This window comes from Aquabacter spiritensis, from assembly GCF_004346185.1.
Lineage (GTDB): Bacteria > Pseudomonadota > Alphaproteobacteria > Rhizobiales > Xanthobacteraceae > Aquabacter > Aquabacter spiritensis.
In genome coordinates this window covers 842,994-865,053 of sequence record NZ_SMAI01000001.1, presented here as the reverse complement: position 1 = coordinate 865,053, position 22,060 = coordinate 842,994, and the positions used below count along the sequence as shown (strand labels likewise).

The window sequence follows — 22,060 nt, the reverse complement described above, 5'->3', positions numbered from 1 at the left end:
GGTGTGCGGACGTGAACGGAACCCCGATCTGCGCCGGACCTTGCGGGCAGCGCACCCCTCCCGCCTTCGGTCGAGCCCACCTTTCTCATGAGCCTGAGCCTGCTGAGAGACCGGCAGCGCGCGCTGCCCTTCGCGGCCGAGATCGGCGCCCTCGGCGTCGTCTTCGGCGATATCGGAACAAGCCCGCTTTATGCCCTGAAGCAGGGCGTTCTGGCGGTCGGGGGAACCAATTTCCTCCCGGAGGACGTGCTCGGCCTCCTCTCCCTCATCACCTGGAGCATCATTCTCTCGGTGACTGTCAAATACGTCATGCTGGTGCTGCGGGCGGACAATGACGGGGAGGGCGGCATTCTCGCCCTCGTCACCCTGCTGGACCTGCACCGCAGCGCGCTCGGCCTGCGCTGGTACCTGCTGGCGGCGGGGCTCCTGGGCGCCGCCATGCTGATCGGCGACGGCGTGCTGACACCGGCCATGTCGGTGCTCTCCGCCATCGAGGGGCTTCAGGTGATCGCGCCGTCTCTGCACGATTGGGTCGTGCCGCTCACCGTGCTCGTTCTCGCCGCCGTCTTTCTCTCGCAGCGCCTCGGCACCGAGCGCATCGCCAGTTTTTACGGCCCGATCATGGTGCTCTGGTTCGGCTCTTTGGCCGTGCTCGGCATTATCGGCATCGCCAAGGCCCCCGAAGTCCTGATGGGCTTCGATCCGCGCCATGGCATCCAGGTGGTCGCCGACCATCCCGGCCTCGCCGGCGTGATCGTCGGCGCGTGCTTTCTCGCCATTACCGGCGGCGAGGCGCTCTATGCCGATCTCGGCCATTTCGGCCGCAAGGTGATCGCCCGCGCCTGGCTGTTTGCGGCAATGCCGGCGCTGCTGCTGAATTATTACGGCCAGGGCGCGGCTCTGCTGCACGACCCGAGCGCGGTGCGCAATCCGTTCTTCGATCTGTGCCCGGACATTCTGGACGTGCCGCTCCTGCTGCTCGCGACGGCGGCGACCGTGATCGCCTCGCAATCCATCATTACGGGCGTATTTTCCCTCGCCAAGCAGGCGATCGAACTCGGCTATCTGCCGCCGATGCGGATCCGCTACACCAGCGAGCACAACGAGCAGCACATTTATGTCGGCCGGCTGAACTGGCTCCTGATGATCGCGTGCATCGCGGTGGTCCTCGGCTTCGAGGCCTCCGACCGGCTGGCCTCCGCTTATGGCATCGCCGTCGCCTTCGCCATGGTGACGACCTCCATCCTGTTCATCGCCCAAGTCAAACGCGCCTGGGGCTGGCCGAAGCCGGCGGTATGGCTGCTCGGCATCGGTCTCATCGCGCTGGATGCGGTCTTCGCGACCTCGAATCTCACCAAGCTCCATGATGGCGGTTGGCTGCCGCTGACGATCGCGGGCATGGTCATCCTGGTGATGGTGAGCTGGCGGCGCGGCCTCGAGGCCGTGGTGGCCCAGCAGGTCCGCTTCACCGAGCCGCTCGACAATTTCGTCGGACGAAAGGACCGCTCCGGCGAGGGGCAGAGCCCGCGCACCGCGATCTTCCTGTCGCGTGCCGGCGCGATGACGCCGGTCGCCCTGTCGCGCATGGCCGATGTCATGAAGGTGCGGTTCGAACGGTCGATCATCGTCTCCGTCTGGATCGCGTCCCGCCCCCGCGTCTCGGTGGACGACCGGGTGCGGGTGACGGTGCTCGACGGCGCGTTCGTCCGGGTCGACCTGCGCTTCGGCTATATGCAGCAGATCGACGTTCCCTCCGTCCTCGGCCCGGCGCTGAGCGCTCGCGGCATCGATCCCGACGACGCGATCTACGTGATCGGCCACGAGCGCATCATCCCACCCGAGGAAATTCTCCGGCCCCGCGACTTCGTCGGGCACATCTTCGCCTTTCTCGCCCGCAATGCCGAACGCTCGGTCGACCGGTTCGGCCTGCCGCGCAGCCGGACGATGGAACTCGGCTATCCCGTCAAATTGTAGTCCGTCGCCGCCGGGCGCCACGGGATGGCCGCGTTGCCGGGCTAGAGCCGCGGTCGGGGCGTTCCCCCAGCATCGGACATTGCGGTCCGCAATTTGAAAAGTCCTGGGCGACCCTGGGTCAGGTGGGGGTACTCAGCGAAGGCCAAACATGCTTGTCTGGGCGCGCCGGTCCGGACGGCAGGGGGAATGGTGGTTCATGGATCGCGCGCGTATCTGGGTCTTTCTGCGGGACAAAGTGGGGCTGCACGGCCTCGGCTTCGTGCTCAGCGTGGCGATCATCGGCTTCGCCGTCTTTGTCCTTTGGAACATGCTGCATGATCTGAAGTTCGCGCAGGTGATCGAGGCGTTGCGCGCCAAGGATCCGATGCATGTTTTCGCGGCGTTCCTCCTGGTCTGCTGCGCCTATTTGACCCTGACCTTCTACGATTTCTTCGCGCTGAAGACGATCGGCCGAAATCACGTGCCGTATCGGGTCGCGGCCTTGGCGGGGTTCTGCTCTTATTCGGTCGGACACAATGTCGGCTTCACCGTCTTCACAGGCGGCTCGGTGCGGTACCGGATCTATTCCGCCTGGGGGCTCAGTGCGATCGACGTCGCCAAGATCTGCTTCGTCGCCGGGCTCACCTTCTGGCTCGGAAATATCGCGGTGCTCGGGCTCGGCATCGTCATCCATCCGGAGGCGGCGACCGCCGTCGACCAATTGCCTCCGGTGGTCAACCGGCTGATCGGCTGCGCCGCCTTGGCGGTCCTGGCCGGCTATATCGTCTGGGTCAGCATGGCGCCGCGCAAGATCGGCCGTTCGACCTGGTTCGTCACGCTGCCGGCCGGCAAGCTCACGCTGCTGCAGGTGGGCATCGGCATCCTCGATCTCAGCCTGTGCGCCGCGGCCATGTACATGCTGATGCCGGCCAATCCCTATATCGATCCGATCTCGCTCTCCGTCATCTTCGTCACGGCGACGCTTCTCGGCTTTGCCAGCCATGCGCCCGGCGGCCTCGGCGTGTTCGACGCGGCGCTGCTGGTCGCGCTTCCGCAATTCGACAAGGAGGAGATGGTCGGCGCACTGCTGCTGTTCCGGCTGTTCTATTATATCGTGCCGTTCGCCTTCGCTCTGCTGTTGCTCGGAACGCGGGAATTGTCCCTCAGCCTGAAGCGCCGCAAGGACAAGGCCGCGCCGCAGGACCTCCCCGGACCGACCCCGGCCTCCAAAACGGCCGCGGAGTGACGCGGCGCGGGCGGGTCCAGCTCAGTATTTGAGGCCGAGCCCGCCGAGCGCCGGGATGAGGGCGCCGGCGCCCGCGGGAATCTTCAGGGTCTGCGTGCCCCGGGGGAGCTGAAACTGCGCCGGATCTTGCGGCGCCCGGCTCAGGCTCTCGACCTCGTAGACCAGGGTCCGCTTGCCCTTCGATTCGATCTCGGTCTTCAGCGGGATGCCGTCTGCGGTGATGCAGGCGAAGGCGACCCCCTCGGTGATCTGCGTCTTTTCGATCCGCCAGACGTCGCAGGCTTCACCCGCGACCTCCCCGGTGCCGACCCGCTCGCCCTCGCCCTCCGGAATTGCGGTCCGATAGGCCGGGGGGATGTCGGTCTCCACCGCGGCCTTGGGAATGTTCGGCAGCATGACCAGCATCTTGCCCCGTTTGACGTCGATGATGCCGAGCGTGGGGGTGGGCACGTCGCCGCCGCTGATCAGAAGCCGCACCCGGCCGCCGCTATGGGCCATGTCCATCGCGGCGCCCCGCGGCAGGGCGGCCTTCAGCGCGAAATCGGTGGCCGCGACTGGCAATGGTTCGGCGGATGCCGTCCCGGCCAAGAGAATGGCGGCGCCGGCCCCCACCAAAGCTGTCAGAAATCCCTGCATCTTGGCTTCCTAACCCGGACGTGGCGAAAGTCGAGTGCCCGGCGTGCCGAGCCTGCATGCCATGCTTTCAGCCCGACACGTCGGGAAGTCGCCCACGGCCAAAAAGTTCCGGTTTGGCAGACGGCTCACGCTGGCACTGGAGAGTGTCTTATTGCATTCGTGAAGTCGTTGCAGCATATGCGCAATTAAAGATCGGCCGTGAGGCACGCGACCGGGCCGTTGCGCCGGCCGGCGCGGGGAGGACAGTCTCGCATGCCGCACCAGTCAACAGCTTATCAGCCCCGTTCGACCTCGGCACGCCCGTCTGCGGCGCGGCGGCGCGCCGCAGGGGAGCACGGGCGGATGCGATCCGCTCCGACCTCGCCATGACCGCAGAGGAGGGACAACCGGTTGATGTCGTGAAGACACCGGTGGAGAGATGGCGCCGCGCGGTGCCGCTCTTCGCCCTGATGGCGCTGGTCTCAGTCGTGGGCATCGCCCTCGATCTCGCCGATCCCGCCTTCGCGGCCTTCGCTTTCCTCGCGGCGCTGGGCGGCTATGTCTGGGGCCAGCGCCTGCGGTCCGCGCCGGAACAGACCAGCGCGCCCGAAAAGGCAATCGTGGAGATGCCGGAGGCGCGGCCGCGCGTCGACAGCGCCGTCGAGGCGGTGGTCTCGGCCCTCCCGGAGCCTGCTTTGCTGCTCACCCCGGAGGGCGACATCCTCACGGCGAACGAACGCGTGGCCCTGTCGGTCGGCATCGCCCGGGTCGGGGATCCCTTGTCTTTCCTGGTCCGGGTGCCCGAAGTGCTCGAGGCGGTGCGCTCCGCGGCGCGCGACGACCTGCCCCGGCGCGTCGAGTTCGGCGAGCGCGTCCCGCTCGACCGCTGGCTCGAAGCGCATGTCGTGCCGCTGCATCTCATGGCGCCGCCAGCCGGGGCCGGGGCCGCCGCCGCCGCTCAGGGGGCACCGGATGCCGTTCTTCTCACGTTTCGCGACCTGACCCAGCAGCGGCGGGTCGAGCAGATGCGGGCGGATTTCGTCGCCAATGCCAGCCACGAACTGCGCACGCCCCTCGCCTCGCTTTCCGGCTTCATCGAGACCCTGATGGGGCCGGCCCGCAACGATCCGGCGGCGCGCGACCGGTTTCTCGGCATCATGGGCGCTCAGGCGCGGCGCATGTCGCGGCTGATCGACGATTTGCTCTCGCTGTCCCGCATCGAGCTGAATGCCCATGTCCGTCCCGAGGTGCAGGTCGAACTCGGCACCATCGTCGCGCATGTCTGCGAGGCCCTCGCGCCGCTCGCGCACGAACGCGGCGTGGAGATCCATGTGACGCGGCCCGACGAGCCGGCCTGCGTCCTCGGCGAGCGGGACGAACTCATCCGGCTGATCGAAAATCTGGTCGAGAACGCGATGAAATATGGCGCCTCCGGCAAGCGGGTCGATGTCGCCGTCGAGATCGAAAAGAGCGGGGAGGCGCCGCTGATCGTGCTTGCGGTGCGCGATTACGGGCCGGGCATCCCGCCCGAGCACTTGCCGCGGCTCACCGAGCGTTTCTACCGCGTGGATATCGCGGCGAGCCGCGAACAGGGCGGAACCGGTCTCGGCCTCGCCATCGTCAAGCACATCGTCGCCCGCCACCGCGGCCGGCTGACGATCGAAAGCAGGCCCGCCGACGGCGCGATTTTCACAGTCCGCTTCGATCGAGCCACCGAATCTACAAAAAAGCACAACATTTCAAAGCATTGAAATGTCATTCAACTGTCGCAGAGCGGTCATAGAACGGTGGCGCCGGATCCTTATTAGTTCCAGGCCCATGTTGCGTCTCGGCCTTCGGGTCGACGGGCGACACTTGAATGGCAAGGAGAGACCCCCGTGAAGCACATCACCGTTCTCGGCGCAGCGATCGCGCTCGCCGGATCCCTGGTCGCCGGCAGCGCGTCCGCGGCTGACATCACCGGCGCTGGCGCCACCTTCCCGGCACCGGTTTATCAAGCCTGGGCGGTCGCCTACAAAGAGAAGACCGGCACCGGCCTCAATTACCAGTCGATCGGCTCGGGTGCCGGGCAGACCCAGATCTTCAATCGCACCGTCGATTTCGGCGCCTCCGACGCGCCCGTCGCCACCGACAAGCTCGCGCAGCAGAAGCTGCTTCAGTTCCCCGCGGTCATCGGTTCCGTGGTTCCGATCGTCAATCTCGACGGTATCGAATCGAACAAGCTGAAGCTGACGGGCCCGGTGCTTGCCGACATCTATCTCGGCAAGATCAAGAAGTGGAACGACAAGGCGATCGCCGATCTGAACCCCGGCGTGTCTCTGCCTGACCAGGGCATCGTCCCGACCTACCGGTCCGACGGATCGGGCACCACCTATGTGTTCGCGACCTACCTCGCGGATGTGAGCCCGGAATGGAAGTCGAAGGTCGGCGCCGCCACTTCGGTCTCCTGGCCTGCGGGCGCGGGCGGTAAGGGTAATGAAGGCGTGGCCGGCACGGTGAAGAACACCAAGGGTGCGATCGGCTATGTCGAATATATCTATGCCTCGGCCAACAGCCTCGTGACCGTCCAGCTGCAGAACAAGGCCGGCAAGTTTGTGAGCCCGACCGTGCCTGCGTTCCAGGCCGCGGCCGCCAATGCCGACTGGGCCAATGCCAAGGACTTCGCGGCGTCGATGATCAACACTCCGGGTGACACCACCTGGCCGATCACCAGCGCGACCTTCATCCTTCTGCCGAAGGAGCCGAAGTCGGCGGCGCAGGCCAAGGAAGTGATGAACTTCTTCGACTGGGCCTTCAAGAACGGCGATTCGATCGCGGAAAAGCTCCACTACATTCCGCTTCCGACGGATGTCGCGGATCGCGTGCGGGCCGCTTGGAAGTCCGAGATCGTCGCCGACGGAAAGCCGGTCTGGTCGAACTGATCGATCCGTCTCGTAAGGACATTCCGGACGGTCGCCGCGACGGTGTCTGCGGCGCCCGCCCGGGGCTCGATCCTGCTGCGCAGAGGGGGCGCGCAGCAGGAGTCTCGCGCAAAAAGGAATGACGGTTATGAGCGCAACGATGACGGGGTTGTCGGGGGATGGCGTTCAAGCGGTGAGCATTGGTGCCGCCAAGCCCGTCGGAAGGTTGGCCGACAGGGTTTTCGTCGGCTTGCTCTGGGGCTGTGGCATCTTCGTTCTGGTGCTGTTGGGCCTCATCATCGCGATGCTCTTCCATGGCGGCCTTCCCGCCTTCCGGGCCTTTGGCCTCGATTTTCTCTGGACAGCGACCTGGAACCCCGTCACCGAGAATTTCGGTGCGCTGGTGATGATCTACGGCACCATCTTCAGTGCCATCATCGCCGTTGTGGTCGCCTTGCCGCTCTCGTTCGGGATCGCCTTCTTTCTCACCGAGATCGCCCCGCCGGTTCTGCGCCGTCCCATCGGGGTCGCGGTCCAGCTCCTCGCCGCCGTGCCGTCGATCATCTACGGCATGTGGGGGTTCTTCATCATCTCCCCGCTCATGGCGGCCTATGTGCAGCCTCCTCTCATCGAGTGGCTCGGGCCGATCCCTGTGATTGGTGACCTGTTCCAGGGGCCCGCTCTGGGTGGCGGCATGCTGACGGCGGGCCTCATCATGGCGGTGATGATCCTTCCCTTCATCACGGCGATGTTCGTCGAAACCCTCGAATCCATCCCGCCGATGCTGAAGGAATCCGCCTACGGCGTCGGTGCGACGACGTTCGAGGTCTACAAGAATATCTCCGTGCCGTTCGGCCGGACGGCGATGGTCGGAGCGATCATGCTGGGTCTCGGCCGCGCGCTTGGCGAGACCATGGCCGTCACGTTCGTGATCGGCAATGCGACGCGGCTTTCGGCCTCTCTCTTCGCCCCCGGGGCAACCATTGCCTCGACGATCGCGAATGAGTTTCCGGAAGCGGCCCAGGGCACGCTCAAGCTGGACTCCCTGCTCGCCCTCGGGTTCATCCTGTTCGTGATCTCCTTCATCGTCCTGGCGCTGTCGCGCTACCTCGTCCGCTCTAATCTTAAGTCTTGAGGAGGCGGCCGCCATGTCGCTCGCAGTTCGCCGCGCCAAGGATTACACAGTCAAAGTGGTCAGCACCGCCTTTGCGGTCGTTGCCCTCTTCTTGCTGGCATGGATCCTCTTCACGCTGGTCCAAAAGGGCCTTCCGGCACTCAATCTCAACGTCTTCACACGCATGACGCTGCCGCCGGGCCATGAGGGCGGGCTTCTGAACGCCATCGTGGGGTCCTTGATCCAGATCGGGCTCGCAATGCTGATCGGCACGCCCATCGGCCTGCTTGCCGGCACCTTTCTCGCGGAGAACGGGAAGACATCGAAGCTCGGACACATCGCCCGGTTCGTGAACGACATTCTGCTGTCGGCGCCATCGATCCTCGTCGGTCTGTTCGTCTATGCCTTCCTCGTCAATCCGTTCGGCGGGTTTTCCGGCTGGGCCGGATCGGTGGCGTTGGCCATTCTGGTCATCCCGGTGATCGTGCGCACCACCGAAGACATGCTGAACCTCGTGCCGATCGGCCTGCGCGAAGCCGCCTATGCGCTCGGCGCGCCGCAATGGAAAGTCGTGATGATGGTCACGTGGCGCGCAGCCCGCGCCGGAATCATGACCGGCATTCTGCTCTCCATCGCCCGCGCCGCCGGCGAGACCGCGCCGCTGCTCTTCACGTCGCTCGGCAACAATTCCTGGTCGACGGATCTGTCCCGTCCGATGGCCAGCCTGCCGATTGCGATCTACCAATATGCCGGCAGCCCGTTCGACGACTGGGTTGCCCTTGCTTGGGCCGGCGCCCTGCTCATCACCGTGAGCGTGCTCCTCCTCAACATCATCTCCCGCCTCGTGCTGGCCAAGACAGGCTGAACCGCAAGCTGAACTGGCGGCCTCCGGGCCGGCGCACCCATCGACAGGAATATCAGGGGGCCGCCCATCGGGCCTCCGGACCGCGAGATCGAAGAGGCCGAACATGACGTCAGCAGTGGATCCGACCTTCAATATCGCGTCCTCCGTGGCCGCGAAGCCGGACGCCGTCCAGGCCCCCACCAAGGTCAAGGTTGAGGGTCTGAACTTTTATTACGGGCAGAACCATGCCCTGAAGAACATCAATTTCGAGATCCCCGAAAAGCGCGTCACGGCGATGATCGGGCCCTCGGGCTGCGGCAAGTCCACGCTCCTGCGCGTGTTCAACCGCATGTACGACCTCTATCCCGGCCAGCGCGCCGAGGGGCAGGTTCTGTTCGACGGGGTGAATATCGTCGGCAAGGAACTCGACCCGACGATCGTGCGCACGCGCATCGGCATGGTGTTCCAGAAGCCGACGCCGTTCCCCATGTCGATCTACGACAACATCGCCTTCGGCGTGCGTCTGCATGAAAATCTCAGCAAGTCCAAGATGGACGAGCGGGTCGAGAGCTGCCTGCGCAAGGCCGCGATCTGGGACGAAGCGAAGGACCGGCTGCACACCTCGGCGCTGGGGCTCTCCGGCGGGCAGCAGCAGCGTTTGTGCATCGCGCGCACCATCGCCGTGCAGCCCGAAGTGATCCTTCTGGACGAGCCGACCTCGGCGCTCGATCCGATCTCGACGTCGAAAATCGAGGATCTGATCGACGAGCTGAAGCAGGATTTCACCATCGTCATCGTCACCCACAACATGCAGCAGGCTGCGCGCTGCGCCGACATCACCGCCTTCTTCTATCTGGGCGAGCTGGTCGAGGTGGCGCCGTCGGACGTGATCTTCACCAATCCGCGTCAGATCAAGACCCGCGACTACATCACCGGCCGGTTCGGCTGAGCAGCAAGGATCCGCGGACATGCCCGAGCATACCGTTACGGCATTCGATGCCGAACTGAAGGAAATCGGCCGCAAGGTGGTCGAGATGGGCGGTCAGGCCGAGCGTCTGGTCGTCGACGCGGTGAATGCTTTGATCCGCCGTGACACCGAACTGGCCCAGCGGGTCGTTCTGCTCGACGCCGCCGTCGACGCGCTGCAGCGCGAGATCGAGGAGAAGGCGATCCTCGTCATCGCCAAGCGCCAGCCGGTCGCGATCGATCTGCGCGAACTCGTCGCCGCCATCCGCATCGCCAGCGATCTCGAGCGGGTCGGCGACCTCGCCAAGAATGTCGGCAAGCGCGTCGTGGCGATCGAGGGCGAATACCACCCGCAAAAGCTGGTGCGCGGCGTCGAGCACATGTCCGATCTGGTGCTCGAGCAACTGAAGGAAGTGCTCGACGCCTATGCCGCCAAGGACCCGGTGCGGGCCGTGGAAGTCTGGCGGCGCGACAGCGGCATCGACAGCATGTATACGTCGCTGTTCCGCGAGCTTCTCACTTACATGATGGAAGATCCGCGCAACATTTCCGTGTGCACGCACCTCCTGTTCTGCGCCAAAAATATCGAGCGGATCGGCGACCACGCCACCAACATCGCCGAAACGGTGCACTACATGGTCTCGGGGGAAACGCTTGCCGAGCAGCGGCCGAAAGCGGACGCTTCGAGCGAAACGTCCATCGCTTTTCCGGGACGCCTTCAGGGGTGAGATAAGTGCCCGCGCAAATCTTGATCATCGAGGACGAGGAGGCCTTGAGCCTCCTCCTCCGGTACAATCTCGAATCCGAAGGCTATGCGGTCGACGCGGTGGGTCGGGGCGATGAGGCGGAAACCCGCCTGCGCGAAAGCGTCCCCGACCTCGTGATCCTCGATTGGATGCTGCCGGGCCTGTCCGGCATCGAGCTGTGTCGGCGGTTGCGCACGCGGCCGGAGACCGAGCGTCTCCCGGTCATCATGCTCACCGCCCGCGGCGACGAGACCGAACGCGTCCGCGGCCTCGCGACCGGCGCCGACGATTACGTCGTCAAGCCGTTTTCGGTGCCGGAACTCCTGGCGCGGGTGCGGGCGCTGCTGCGCCGGGCCAAGCCCGAGCATGTCGCGACGCTGCTGCGGGCGGGCGATATCGAGCTCGACCGCGAGACCCACCGGGTGCACCGGGCGGGGCGTGAGGTCCATCTCGGTCCGACAGAATTCCGCCTGCTCGAATTTCTCATGCAGAGCCCGGGCCGGGTCTTCTCGCGCGAGCAATTGCTCGACGGGGTCTGGGGGCAGGACGTCTATATCGACGAGCGCACCGTCGACGTTCATGTCGGTCGGCTGCGCAAGGCGATCAATCGCGGCCGCCAGATGGACCCGATCCGCACGGTGCGCGGAGCGGGCTATTCCTTCAACGAAATGTTCGCCCGCGCCCATTGAGCGCGGGAGACAGGCCGAAGCTCAGCCGGCGATCGTGCGGTCTCGGCCGGCCGTCCACCGACGCCTGCGCAATGGCAAAGGCCGCCCGGAGGCGGCCCTGCAGGTCAGCGGATCCCGGCGAGCCGGCGGTCGCGCCGGCGGTCCTGGCTCGGCTGATAGGCCATGCGGGCATGATGGGTGCAATAGGGCAGACCGGACACGGTGCGGCCGCCGCAGAAATAGAAACTCTCGGTGCCGGGCTCGCCGACCGGCCACCGGCAGGTCGCCTCGGTCAGGTTCATGATCGTGCAGCGCTGGCCCATCGGCACGACATTGCCCGCCACCGGTGCCGGCCGGGGGGCCTGTTCGACAACCGGCTCCAGCGCCTGCGCCAGCGCCGTATTGCCGGAAAAGGCGGGCCGGGAGGCCGGCCGCGGCGCGGGCGCCTCGGTCTGCGCCTTGCGCGGCCGCGCCGGGCCGGCCGCCTTGACGCGTCCGGACAGGCCGAGGCGGTGCACCTTGCCGATCACCGCATTGCGCGTGATCCCGCCGAGTTCAGTCGCAATCTGGCTAGCGGAGAGGCCTTCGCCCCACAGCCGCTTCAAGAGTTCGACGCGCTCGTCATTCCAGCTCATCGTTCTCCTCCTTGACGGGACCGCGCATGCCGCTCATGCGCTGCGCCGCGTCTCTCATGAGAAGGCGGATTCCCGGAACGGCCGGCTCAGCCTGTTCCGATCCACCTTCATGCCGCACCTTGCGGACTCCCGCCGCGCTCCCGAAAGCGCACCACGCGCTCGGGACGGGTGGGACCCGACACCTATTGGGAACATGCCGCACGACATATCGTGGTCGACAAGTCGCAAGCTACAATATGCGCCGAGTCCCGCACAGAGTCAGAATGGCGCAGGGGGCCGTTTTCCCCAGCTCCTTAGGAATTTCTTAACCGCCCCTGCCATATTGACCTCGCGCGCGCGATCATTAGAATCTGCGCCGTCGGGCCGCCCCCCGCAGGGGCGGCCTTTGGCGTTTGTACAACGCGTCCTGCCGCCGCGCGCGCGGGCGCCATCCCCTGGGAGGGGTTCGTGATCACCCCTGTTCTTCCGACCTACGCACGCATCGACCTGGAATTCGAGCGGGGAGAGGGCTGCTGGCTCGTGACCAAGGACGGGCGACGCTATCTCGACTTCACCGCCGGCATCGCCGTCAACATTCTGGGCCACGCCCATCCGGCGCTGGTGGCGGCGCTCACCGCCCAGGCCGGCAAGCTCTGGCACGTCTCAAATCTGTTCCGCATCCCGGAGGGGGAGCGCCTCGCCGCGCGCCTTGCGGCGGCGACCTTCGCCGACACCGCCTTCTTCACCAATTCGGGCGCCGAGGCGCTGGAATGTTCGATCAAGATGGCGCGCCGCTATCATCATGCCAGCGGCGCCGATCGTCCGCGCATGGTGACGTTCGAGGGCGCCTTCCACGGCCGGACGCTCGCGACCATCGCCGCCGGCGGGAACGCGAAGTATCTCGAAGGCTTCGGCCCGGACCTGCCGGGCTTCGACCAGGTGCCGTTCGGCGATCTGGAGGCGGTCGAGGCGGCGCTGACGCCGCAGACCGGCGCCATTCTGGTCGAGCCGATCCAGGGGGAGGGCGGCGTCCGCGTTCCGCCCGCCAGCTTCCTGCGCGGTCTGCGGGATCTGTGCGATGCCCGCGGCATGCTCCTGGTGCTCGACGAAGTGCAATGCGGCGTCGGGCGCTCCGGGCTGCTGTTCGCCCATGAGGCGCACGGCGTGCGTCCGGACATCATGGCGGTCGCAAAGGGGATTGGCGGCGGCTTCCCGATGGGCGCTTGCCTCGCCACCGAGGCGGCGGCGAAGGGCATGACGCTCGGCACCCACGGCTCCACCTATGGCGGCAATCCACTCGCCATGGCGGTCGGCAATGCGGTGCTCGACATGGTGCTCGCCGACGGGTTTCTCGAGCGCGTGCGCGCGGCGAGCGCGGATCTGACCCGGCGGCTCGCCGAGCTGAAGGCGCGCCACCCGGCCGTCATCGCCGAAGTGCGCGGCGCGGGCCTGCTGCTCGGTCTGCGGGCGCATGTGCCGGCGGCGGAACTCGTCGTCGCGCTGCGCGAGGAGGGAATGCTGGTTCCCGGGGCCGGCGACAATGTGGTGCGCCTCCTGCCGCCGCTCACCGTGAGCGACGACGAGATCGGCCTTGCCTGCGACAAGATCGATGCGGCGTGCCGGCGCATCGAGGATGCGATGCGGATGGCCCCGGTGATGGGGGCCGCGGAATGAGGGGATCCAACGGCGTGCGTCATTTCCTCGATCTGTCGGAGATCCCTGCCGGGGAGCTTCGCCGCGTCATCGACCTGTCCAAGGACCTGAAGGCGCGGCGGCGCGCCGGCGAGGCGGACCGACCGCTCGCCGGCAAGACCCTCGCCATGGTCTTCGACAAGCCCTCGACCCGCACGCGGGTTTCCTTCGATCTCGCCATGCGCCAGCTCGGCGGCGAGACGCTGATGCTCACCGGCGCCGAGATGCAGCTCGGCCGCGGCGAATCCATCGCCGACACGGCCCGCGTCCTGTCGCGGTTCGTGGACGCGATCATGATCCGGATCCTCGACCACGACCTCTTGATGGAGCTGGCGCGCAACGCCACCGTTCCGGTGATCAACGGGCTCACCCGCGTCTCCCATCCCTGCCAGGTGATGGCGGACGTCCTCACCTTCGAGGAGCATAAGGGCGCGATCGCGGGGCGCACGGTGGCGTGGACCGGGGATACCAACAATGTGCTCGCCTCCTGGGTGCATGCGGCGCAGCGCTTCGAATTCGCCCTCAGGGTCGCGACGCCGAAGGCGCTGTCTCCGCGCCAGGCGCTGCGCGACTTCGTGAAGAAGACGCGGGCCGACGTGACCTTCACGACGGATCCGGAGGCCGCGGTCGAGGGGGCCGATTGCGTCACCACCGACACCTGGGTCTCGATGGGCGACAAGGAAACCGAGAAGCGGCACAATCTCCTCAAGCCGTATCAGGTGAACCGGGCTCTGATGGCCCGGGCGGCGCCCGGCGCCATCTTCATGCATTGCCTGCCGGCGCATCGCGGCGAAGAGGTGACCGACGAGGTGATGGACGGGCCGCAATCGGTGGTGTTCGACGAAGCGGAAAACCGCCTCCACGCCCAGAAGGGGATTCTCGCCTGGTGCTTCGGCACGCCGGCCGTCTGAGCGGATCGCAATGCCGACCGACACACAGCCCGCCGATCGGCGTCTCGAGGGCATCGACGATGCCGTCCTGCCGTTCCAGGTGGATGCCCTCGACATTCGCGGCCGCACCGTGCGCCTCGGGCCCGCGCTCGATGCGGTGCTGGCGCATCACGATTATCCGCCGGCGGTGAAGCGCGTGCTGGGCGAGGCGGTCGCGCTGACCGTCCTGCTCGGCACCTCGCTCAAGTTCGACGGCCGCTTCATCCTCCAGACCCAGACGGACGGGCCGGTGGACATGGTGGTGGTCGATTTCGTGAGCCCGGACAAGGTCCGCGCCTATGCCCGTTTCGACAAGGCGGCGCTGGCGGAGGGCGGGGTGCTGTTGACCCCCGCCGCTTTGCTGGGGCGGGGCCATCTCGCCATGACCATCGACCAGGGGCTCTCCGTCCATCGCTATCAGGGCGTCGTCGCTTTGGAAGGGGAGGGCTTGGAGGCTGCCGCCCACCAATATTTCCGCCAGTCCGAACAGATCCCGACCCGGGTGCGGCTCGCGGTGGGCGAGGAAATGCGGCCGGGCGGCGGTCCTTCCTCCTGGCGTGCAGGCGGCTTGCTGGCGCAATTTCTTCCCGCCGAGGCCGGGCGCGCGCGAACCCCGGATTTGCCTCCCGGCGACGCGCCGGGCGGGCACGAGGCGCTAGCTCCGGAAGAGGACGATGCCTGGGCCGAAGCGCAGTCGCTGGTCGGCACGCTCGAAGATGTCGAGCTGATCGATCGCGAGCTGTCGAGCGAACGGTTGCTCTATCGCCTGTTCCACGAACGCGGCGTGCGGGTGTTCGACGCCAAGCCGGTGGTCGCGCACTGCACGTGCTCGCGCGAGCGGGTGGCGGGCGTTCTCGCGAGCTTCGAGGCGGAGGAACGGCGTGAAATGGTGCAGGAGGACGGGCGGATCGGCGTCACCTGCGAATTCTGCGGCCGCACCTATGGGTTTGCCGCCGAGGAGATCGTCGAGGCACCGCCGGAGGCGTGACGGGTCATCGCAGCCAGAAGCGCGGCAGGACCAGCACCAGAACCGTCAGGATTTCCAGCCGCCCCAGCAGCATCGTGACGGTGAGGATCCACACTGCCGCATCGGGCAGCCCGCCATAATTGCCGGCAGGACCCACGACCGGACCGAGGGCGGGGCCGACATTCGACAGGCAGGCGATCGCCGCGGAGAAGGCGGTGCGCAGATCGAGGCCGATCATGTTGAGCGCGACCCCGCCGGCCAGAAAGGTCGCGAAATACAGGCACACGAATCCGAGCACCGAGGCGACCACGTCGTCCGCGATCGGCACGCCGCCATAGCGCACCGGAAAGACCCCGTTGCGGTAGGAAATGCGCTTCAGATGTTGCCGCACCGCCCTGCCGGCAATGGCGAGACGCAGCGCCTTCAGCCCGCCCGCGGTCGAGCCGGTGCAGCCGCCGAGAAACATCAGGAGAAAGAAGAGCGCATCGGAAACCGGACCCCAATGAGTATAGTCGACCGACATGAAGCCGGTGGTCGAAATCAGCGACGCGACGGTGAACAATGCCCCGCGGAATGCCGGCTCGCCCTGATTGATCCCCTGCAGGGATTGCTGCGCGAATGAAGCGAGGGTGAAGGCGGCGACGATGAGCAGGAACAGCCGCACCTCGGAATTCGTGACGAGCCGGGTGACGTCCCCCGCGAGCGCACGGGCATAAAGCGGGAAGGGCAGGCTCGCGAGCAGCATGAAGACGATGGCCACATAGTCCACGGCCGGGCTCGCGAACACGCCGACCGACGAATCGGAATTGGCGAATCCGCCGCTGGACAGCGTCGACATGGCGATGGTCACCGCATCGAACGGCCGCATGCCGGCCATCAGGTAGCAGACGGTGCACAGGAGCGTCAGCAGCACGTAGGAGAGCAGGAGCCCCTTCGCGATGGCGCCGACGCGCGGCATGAATTTTTCCGACTTGTCGGAGGATTCCGTGCGGAACAGCTGCATGCCGCCAATGGCGAGAAGCGGCAGGACCGCGATCGCGATCACGACGATGCCGATGCCGCCGAACCAATGCAGAAGCGCGCGCCAGAGCAGGATGCCGGCGGGCATGTCGTCGAGCCCCGACATCACGCTCGCGCCGGTCGTGGTGAGACCCGACATGCTCTCGAACAGGGCCTTGGTGATGCTGAGATGCGGGCGGCCCCACATGAAGGGGAGGGCGGCGAACAGCGCCAGCACGGACCACAGGCAGAAGGTCAGAAGAAAGGCCTGCCGCAGATCCAGCCGTTTGATCCGCGCGCCTCGGCCCGACATCCAGAGCAGCACGCCGACGAACACCGTCACCGCGGACGAGCCGAGGAACACGTCCGCGCCCCCGCTGCCGCTCGACACGTCGGCGAGCGCCGGCAGAAGCATGCTCACGCCGAGGATCGACAGCACGATGCCGAGCGGCGCCGCGATCGGCTTCAGATCGAAGCCGGTGGCGGAATGGGGCCGGACGAGCGGAGCCTTCGCAGTCTGCATCCGGGTGTCAGTTCAGGATGCGGCGCATGCCGGGACTGTCCAGCGAGAAGGCGGGGATCTCGACGGAGAACATGTCCCCGGTCGCGCTGAGCATGCCGTAGCTCCCGCTCATGATGCCGGTCGGCGTGCCGAGCGGCACGCCGCTGGTATATTCGAAGCGCCCGCCCGGCGGAAGCACCGGCTCTTCCCCGACGACGCCCGCACCGTGGACTTCCTCCACATGGCCGCGCGCGTCGGTGATGATCCAGTGCCGCGTCTTGAGCTGCACGGCGAGCCCGCCGAGATTCACCACCTCGATCGTATAGGCCCAGAAATAGCGGTTCTGGTCGGGATCGGAGCGTTCCGCCACATAACGTGGCGTCGCCGTCACCTGGACCTGGCGCGTCGTCGCCCGGTACATGCCAAACCGTCCTCCCCGCGCCAAATCGGCGCCGCGCCAGTGAAGCCGCGTTGCGCCCCGCGCGCAACAGGATCCGCGTCAGACCTTCGCCAGAGCCTGGCGAATGTCGGCGATGAGGTCGTCGGGATGTTCGAGCCCGACCGACAAACGCACCAGCCCGTCGGAGATTCCCATCTCCCCCCGCGCCTCCGGGGTGAAGCGCTGGTGCGTGGTGGTCGCGGGATGCGTCAGCAGGCTCTTGGCGTCGCCGAGATTGTTGGAGATGCGGATCAGGCGCAGCGCATTGGCGAAGCGGAAGGCGCCGTCTTTGCCGCCGGCCACGACGAAGGTGACGAGCGTGCCGCCGCCGCGCATCTGGCGCCGTGCCAGCGCGACCTGCGGATGGTCGTCCCGGAACGGATAGAGCACCTTCTCGATCTTGTCGGCGCCGGCGATCTGGTCGGCGAGTGTGGCCGCGCTCGCCTGCTGGCGTTCGACGCGAAGGCCGAGCGTTTCGAGGCCCTTCAGCATCACCCAGGCATTGAAGGGCGAGATCGAGGGGCCGGTCTGGCGCAGGAAGGTCTGGAGATGGTCGGTGATGAATTTTTCCGAGGCCAGCACCACGCCGCCCAGGCAGCGGCCCTGGCCGTCGATATGCTTGGTGGCGGAATAGATGACGATGTCCGCGCCGAGATCCAGCGGCTTCTGGAGCAGCGGCGTCGCGAACACGTTGTCGACCACGAGCCGCGCACCGGCCGCACGCGCCAAAGCGGCGACCCCGGCGATGTCGACGAGGTCGAGGGTGGGGTTGGTCGGGCTCTCCAGGAAGAACAATTTGGTGTTGGGGCGTACCGCGTCGCGCCAGGCGTCGAGGTCGGTGCCGTCAACCAAAGTGGTCTCGATCTGGAAGCGGGGCAGGAAATCCTCAAGGATCCAGCGGCACGAGCCGAACAAGGCCCGCCCGGCCACAACATGGTCGCCGGAGCGCAGCTGGCAGAGCAAAGCGGCATGGACCGCCGCCATTCCGGACGCCGTGGCGCGGGCGGCTTCGGCCCCTTCCAGCAGCGCCATCCGGCTCTCAAACATGGCGGTGGTGGGATTGCCGTAGCGCGAATAGACGAAGCCGGGATCCTCGCCCTTGAAGCGCGCCTCGCACGCTTCCGCGCTGTCATAGACGAAGCCCTGGGTGAGGTAGAGCGCCTCGGAGGTCTCGCCATAGGGCGAGCGCGCGATCCCGCCCTGGACCAGGAGCGTTTCGGGGTGCAGGCCGGAGGGATCGGCGGGGGTGAACGAACTGGCCAAGGTCTTCGCGCCTCCAGATGAGGCCGAGGACCGGTCGCGACGTGCAGTCGCGGCTCCCCGGCCTTTTAGCGATTTGTTTAACGTGGCAGCAAGCCGGCCGGCCCAAATGACCACGAATGTTCTGTTATAAAGCGTGCCCGGACCTTTGCGTCAAGGGATGCGTCCGTTAAACCGAACGCGGCGTGTCGGCACCATTCCGAGCGGGGAGCATCAGGAAGGTGGATCAATCAAGACCCGGCATTCTGCCGGCCCAATCCATCGCCGCTTTGCACGCGGCGGGCGGCATCCTCACGCGGCAGGCCTTCGACGCGGACCAGGTTCAGCCGGCCAGCCTCGATCTGCGGCTCGGGCGGACGGCATGGCGCATCCGGGCGAGTTTCCTGCCCGGTGCCACGGCCAGCGTGCGCCAGCGGCTCGACGATCTCGCTCTGCACAAGCTCGATCTGCGCGAAGGCGCGGTGCTCGAGACCGGCTGCGTCTATCTCGTCGAATTGATGGAGCGCCTGAAGCTGCCGGCCGACATTGCCGGCGCGGCCAACCCGAAAAGCTCGACCGGCCGGCTCGATGTCTTCACCCGCGTCATCGCCGACCGGACACGGGCGTTCGACGCCATCCCCGCGGGCTATGAGGGACCGCTTTATGTCGAGGTGTCGCCCCGCACCTTCCCGATCCTGGTGCGTGCCGGGTCGCGCCTGTCGCAGATCCGTTTCCGCCGCGGCGTCGGCCGGCTCTCGGACCTCGAACTGCTCAATCTTCAGAGGGACGAGTGCCTGGTCGATTCCGACGCGCCGGACGTGGCGGCGGGCGGCATCGCGGTCGGGGTCGATCTCGCCGCGACGTCGTGGAGCGGATTGCTCGGCTTCCGGGCGAAGCGCCATACTGGTGTGATCGATGTCGACCGGCGCGCCGCGCTGGAGGTCGAGGATTTCTGGGAGCCGATCCGCGCCCGCGGCGCGGGCAGCCTCGTTCTCGATCCGGATGCTTTCTATATTCTGGCCTCGCGCGAGGCCGTGCATGTTCCGGCGGACTATGCCGCCGAAATGGTGCCGTTCGACCCGTTGGTCGGGGAGTTCCGCGTGCATTATGCCGGTTTCTTCGATCCCGGCTTCGGCTCCGCGGCGGCCGGGGGAACCGGCGCGCGGGCCGTCCTCGAAGTGCGGTCGCGCGAGGTGCCCTTCATCCTCGAGCACGGCCAGACAGTCGGGCGCCTGATCTATGAGCGCATGTCGGCGCGGCCGAATGTCCTCTATGGCGAGCTCGGCTCGAATTATCAGGGCCAGGGACTGAAGCTGTCCAAGCACTTCCGGCCGCTCTGAGGGCGCAGCCGGCTACGCGGCCGGGGCCTGCGTCCCGAGGGACGTGCTCGCCGGGGCCCGGCGCGGCGGCGTCGGCGCACTGGCGAGCAGAATGGCGCCGAGATCCGCGAGCGGGCGCAGGACCGCCTCCGAAAAGCTGAGATAGTCCGCCACCAGCGGCAGAAGCCGGCGGGTCTCCGGGTCCTTGGCATAGTCCAGCGCGATCGACAGCGCGGCTTCCAGATCGGAGGATTGGGCGCCGCTCTCGGTCGGGGCCGCTTCGTCCAAGGCGACGGCGAAGGCGCGCAGCGTGCGCGAGCGCGCGGCTTCCAGCGCCGTGGTGATTTCCGGCGGCGGCGACAGGCTGCCGAGGCGGAAGGCGACGTCTTCGAGCAGCGCCAGATAGGTCGTGAGGATTTCCAGCGTCGAGACGAGAGCGACGACATCGCCCGCGCTGCGGTGGCCGAGCGCGTTCTCGCCGCCGAGATGGGGCAGCCGATCCGAGAGCGCCCGCAATTCCATCGCCATGCCGGAGGCGACATTGCGCGGTGCGGCGTGATCCCCGCGCGGCCAGGCTTCCGCGAAGGCGCTGCGGCACCGCCGCAGCATCGAGATCACCTGGTTGCGGATCTGATCCGCGCCGAACACCGGCAGCACCAGCCAGGAAATCGCGAGCGCGACGAGGGCACCGATGACGGTCTCGTAGACGCGCGCGAGCATCCCGTCGGTGCCGAGCCCGGTGACGAGATGCAGCGAGAGCAGGATCGACAGACCGATCGCCGCCGAGGCGACATCGTACCGATCGCGCGTGGTGACGAGGCCGACCATCTGGCTGACGAGGCAGATCCCCGCCAGAATCCAGATGTGGCTTTCCAGCACGAGCAGGCATCCGAAGCCGATGACCACGCCGACGATGGTCCCGAAGGTGCGGTAGCGCACCCGCACATAGGTCTCGCCGAGGCTGTTGCCGAGGACGAACATCACCGTCATCGTCGCCCAATAAGCGTGGTTGAGGTCGAGCGCGAAATCCAGCGCCGTCGTGATCGTGGTCGCGACGACGCCCTGGATCGCCACTTTGTCGGTCGGCGACAGGCCGGCCGGCGCTTTGGGCGCGGGCGGCGGCGGCACCAGGTCGTCGGGTGAAAGACGGCCTTTTGGGCCGTCCCGCTGCAGGACCGAGAGTTCGGATACGACAAGCGAAAGCCGTTCGAAGGCGGTGACCGCCCGCAGCAAGGCGAGTTGTTCGGCGGGCGCGAGGTCCGGCGCCATCGCCGCCTGACGCAGCCGCGAAATCGCCGTGCCCATCCGGTTGCGTTCCGGGAACGGCTCGCTGAGCCCGTCTGACAGGTGGCGCGAGAGAAGATCCGCGGCGGCGGCGAGCGGCATGCGCCAGGGCGCCCCCGGTGCCGCGCCCGAGGGGATGCACTCGCCCAGCAATTGCGTCGCTACCCGCAGCCGGTAGGCGAGCGAGCGCACGGCTTCGATATAGCCCCGCGCCGAGGGGGTTTCGGCGGAGGCATTGACCAGCGCGCCGCGCACCCGGATCCGGATCTGGTCGAGCAGATCATCGGTGGTCGGCGGGACCGGGCGGTTGTCTCTCACCGCGCGGGCGAGCGCACCGAGATAGTCGCCGATCGCGCGGCCGGCGATTTCCACCGTGTCATGATAGACATGGAGCGCCGAGGGGCGGGGAAGGCAGAAGCGCATCAAGGCCGCGACGCCCGCGCCTTGGCAGGCGGCGACGATCAGCAGAAGGATTTCCGGGCGTTTGGGATGCAGCGTCGCCGCCACCGTCATGATGATGACGATGGCGTAGCCCAGCCGCTGCCCTTCCATCCCCATGCGCCGCAGCATGAGCGCAAATCCCGTGAGCGGGACGAGCAGCAGCTTCATGACGACGGTGTTCGTTTCGCCTTCTCCCGGCCCGATGGCCAGCACCAGAAGGAGAAGGCAGATCGTCACTCCGAAAATCTTGACGAAACTGCGCGCTTCCGCACGGCGGTTGGCGGCCGGCGTGAAGGTGATGAGCACCATGGCGGTCAGCGCGCCCGCCATGGGGAACAAAATGTCGAGATCCAGCCCGAAGCTGCGCGACGTCGCGTAACCCAGGATGATTACGACCGTGTACGACACGGCCAGATGGAACGCCCGCGTGCCATCGACGCCACCCGGGTCGTGGATCGCCAGCCAATTCCGGATCCGCCCCAAGAGAGGCTGACCGAAAGGGGGCTGAGATCCGACAGGATTGCGCACCGTGCTCGACACCCCGCCCTCCCAGGCCGCGACGCGACCATCTAAGCGGGGGATC

Annotated in this window: 19 protein-coding genes and 1 riboswitch; of the genes, 13 read left to right on the top strand and 6 right to left on the bottom strand. The window is 66.9% G+C overall.

The window, feature by feature from the left end:
- Positions 1-87: 87 nt before the first annotated feature.
- Both EDC64_RS03925 and EDC64_RS03920 read left to right on the top strand, forming a co-directional pair.
- A complete protein-coding gene (locus tag EDC64_RS03925; RefSeq protein WP_207915874.1) occupies positions 88-1,974 on the top strand; it encodes a potassium transporter Kup in 1,887 nt (628 codons plus the stop codon).
- Positions 1,975-2,170: 196 nt separating this feature from the next.
- Entirely contained in the window at positions 2,171-3,199 is a 1,029-nt protein-coding gene (locus tag EDC64_RS03920) for a putative bifunctional lysylphosphatidylglycerol flippase/synthetase (protein WP_132029892.1), read from the top strand.
- 21 nt (positions 3,200-3,220) lie between these two features.
- Here the strand turns inward: EDC64_RS03920 and EDC64_RS03915 are convergent, their stop codons facing one another.
- Positions 3,221-3,835, bottom strand: coding sequence for a hypothetical protein (locus tag EDC64_RS03915; RefSeq protein ID WP_132029891.1), 615 nt, complete (start codon positions 3,833-3,835; stop codon positions 3,221-3,223).
- Positions 3,836-4,200: 365 nt separating this feature from the next.
- Here EDC64_RS03915 and EDC64_RS03910 point away from each other — a divergent pair, with 365 nt between their 5' ends.
- The 7 genes from EDC64_RS03910 to phoB all read left to right on the top strand — a co-directional run bounded on the left by EDC64_RS03910 (position 4,201) and on the right by phoB (position 11,073).
- Entirely contained in the window at positions 4,201-5,565 is a 1,365-nt protein-coding gene (locus tag EDC64_RS03910) for an ATP-binding protein (protein WP_245504513.1), read from the top strand.
- Between the two features lie 126 nt (positions 5,566-5,691).
- Entirely contained in the window at positions 5,692-6,735 is a 1,044-nt protein-coding gene (pstS, locus tag EDC64_RS03905) for a phosphate ABC transporter substrate-binding protein PstS (protein WP_132029890.1), read from the top strand.
- Between the two features lie 139 nt (positions 6,736-6,874).
- Positions 6,875-7,849, top strand: a complete 975-nt coding sequence (gene pstC, locus EDC64_RS03900) for a phosphate ABC transporter permease subunit PstC (protein WP_338023381.1) — start codon at positions 6,875-6,877, stop codon at positions 7,847-7,849.
- Positions 7,850-7,862: 13 nt separating this feature from the next.
- A complete protein-coding gene (pstA, locus tag EDC64_RS03895; RefSeq protein WP_132029888.1) occupies positions 7,863-8,693 on the top strand; it encodes a phosphate ABC transporter permease PstA in 831 nt (276 codons plus the stop codon).
- Between the two features lie 103 nt (positions 8,694-8,796).
- Complete coding sequence (gene pstB / locus EDC64_RS03890; protein ID WP_132029887.1) at positions 8,797-9,621, top strand: phosphate ABC transporter ATP-binding protein PstB; 825 nt, start codon at positions 8,797-8,799, stop codon at positions 9,619-9,621.
- A 19-nt stretch (positions 9,622-9,640) separates the two neighbouring features.
- Positions 9,641-10,366 (top strand): phosphate signaling complex protein PhoU, encoded by a 726-nt coding sequence (phoU, locus tag EDC64_RS03885; RefSeq protein ID WP_132029886.1) that lies wholly within the window; start codon positions 9,641-9,643, stop codon positions 10,364-10,366.
- Between the two features lie 5 nt (positions 10,367-10,371).
- The gene (gene phoB, locus EDC64_RS03880) at positions 10,372-11,073 is read left to right on the top strand and encodes a phosphate regulon transcriptional regulator PhoB (RefSeq protein WP_132029885.1); all 702 of its coding nucleotides are present in this window, start codon (positions 10,372-10,374) and stop codon (positions 11,071-11,073) included.
- Positions 11,074-11,177: 104 nt separating this feature from the next.
- On the opposite strand, the gene EDC64_RS03875 is transcribed toward phoB, so the two are convergent.
- Positions 11,178-11,687 (bottom strand): GcrA family cell cycle regulator, encoded by a 510-nt coding sequence (locus EDC64_RS03875; protein WP_132029884.1) that lies wholly within the window; start codon positions 11,685-11,687, stop codon positions 11,178-11,180.
- 447 nt (positions 11,688-12,134) lie between these two features.
- Between EDC64_RS03875 and EDC64_RS03870 the strand changes: the two genes are divergently transcribed.
- Genes EDC64_RS03870 through EDC64_RS03860 form a run of 3 tightly spaced genes read left to right on the top strand, consistent with a single transcriptional unit; the run spans position 12,135 to position 15,275 of the window.
- Complete coding sequence (locus EDC64_RS03870; protein ID WP_132029883.1) at positions 12,135-13,340, top strand: aspartate aminotransferase family protein; 1,206 nt, start codon at positions 12,135-12,137, stop codon at positions 13,338-13,340.
- Entirely contained in the window at positions 13,337-14,269 is a 933-nt protein-coding gene (argF, locus tag EDC64_RS03865; protein WP_132029882.1) for an ornithine carbamoyltransferase, read from the top strand. The genes EDC64_RS03870 and argF overlap by 4 nt, the downstream gene beginning before the upstream one ends.
- Before the next feature lie 10 nt (positions 14,270-14,279).
- Positions 14,280-15,275, top strand: coding sequence for an Hsp33 family molecular chaperone (locus EDC64_RS03860; RefSeq protein WP_132029881.1), 996 nt, complete (start codon positions 14,280-14,282; stop codon positions 15,273-15,275).
- Positions 15,276-15,279: 4 nt separating this feature from the next.
- Here the strand turns inward: EDC64_RS03860 and EDC64_RS03855 are convergent, their stop codons facing one another.
- The 3 genes from EDC64_RS03855 to EDC64_RS03845 form a co-directional block, all read right to left on the bottom strand.
- Positions 15,280-16,776, bottom strand: coding sequence for a TrkH family potassium uptake protein (locus tag EDC64_RS03855; RefSeq protein ID WP_132029880.1), 1,497 nt, complete (start codon positions 16,774-16,776; stop codon positions 15,280-15,282).
- A gap of 7 nt (positions 16,777-16,783) precedes the next feature.
- A complete protein-coding gene (gene apaG / locus EDC64_RS03850) occupies positions 16,784-17,176 on the bottom strand; it encodes a Co2+/Mg2+ efflux protein ApaG (protein WP_132029879.1) in 393 nt (130 codons plus the stop codon).
- Between the two features lie 78 nt (positions 17,177-17,254).
- Positions 17,255-18,457, bottom strand: a complete 1,203-nt coding sequence (locus EDC64_RS03845) for an O-succinylhomoserine sulfhydrylase (protein ID WP_132029878.1) — start codon at positions 18,455-18,457, stop codon at positions 17,255-17,257.
- Between the two features lie 45 nt (positions 18,458-18,502).
- A riboswitch (SAM riboswitch) is annotated at positions 18,503-18,581 on the bottom strand.
- An 85-nt stretch (positions 18,582-18,666) separates the two neighbouring features.
- Between EDC64_RS03845 and EDC64_RS03840 the strand changes: the two genes are divergently transcribed.
- Positions 18,667-19,773 carry a 2'-deoxycytidine 5'-triphosphate deaminase gene (locus EDC64_RS03840; protein WP_132030014.1) on the top strand — a complete coding sequence of 369 codons (1,107 nt, stop codon included), beginning with the start codon at positions 18,667-18,669 and terminating at the stop codon, positions 19,771-19,773.
- Between the two features lie 12 nt (positions 19,774-19,785).
- Here the strand turns inward: EDC64_RS03840 and EDC64_RS03835 are convergent, their stop codons facing one another.
- A complete protein-coding gene (locus tag EDC64_RS03835) occupies positions 19,786-21,960 on the bottom strand; it encodes an FUSC family protein (RefSeq protein ID WP_132029877.1) in 2,175 nt (724 codons plus the stop codon).
- Positions 21,961-22,060: the final 100 nt, after the last annotated feature.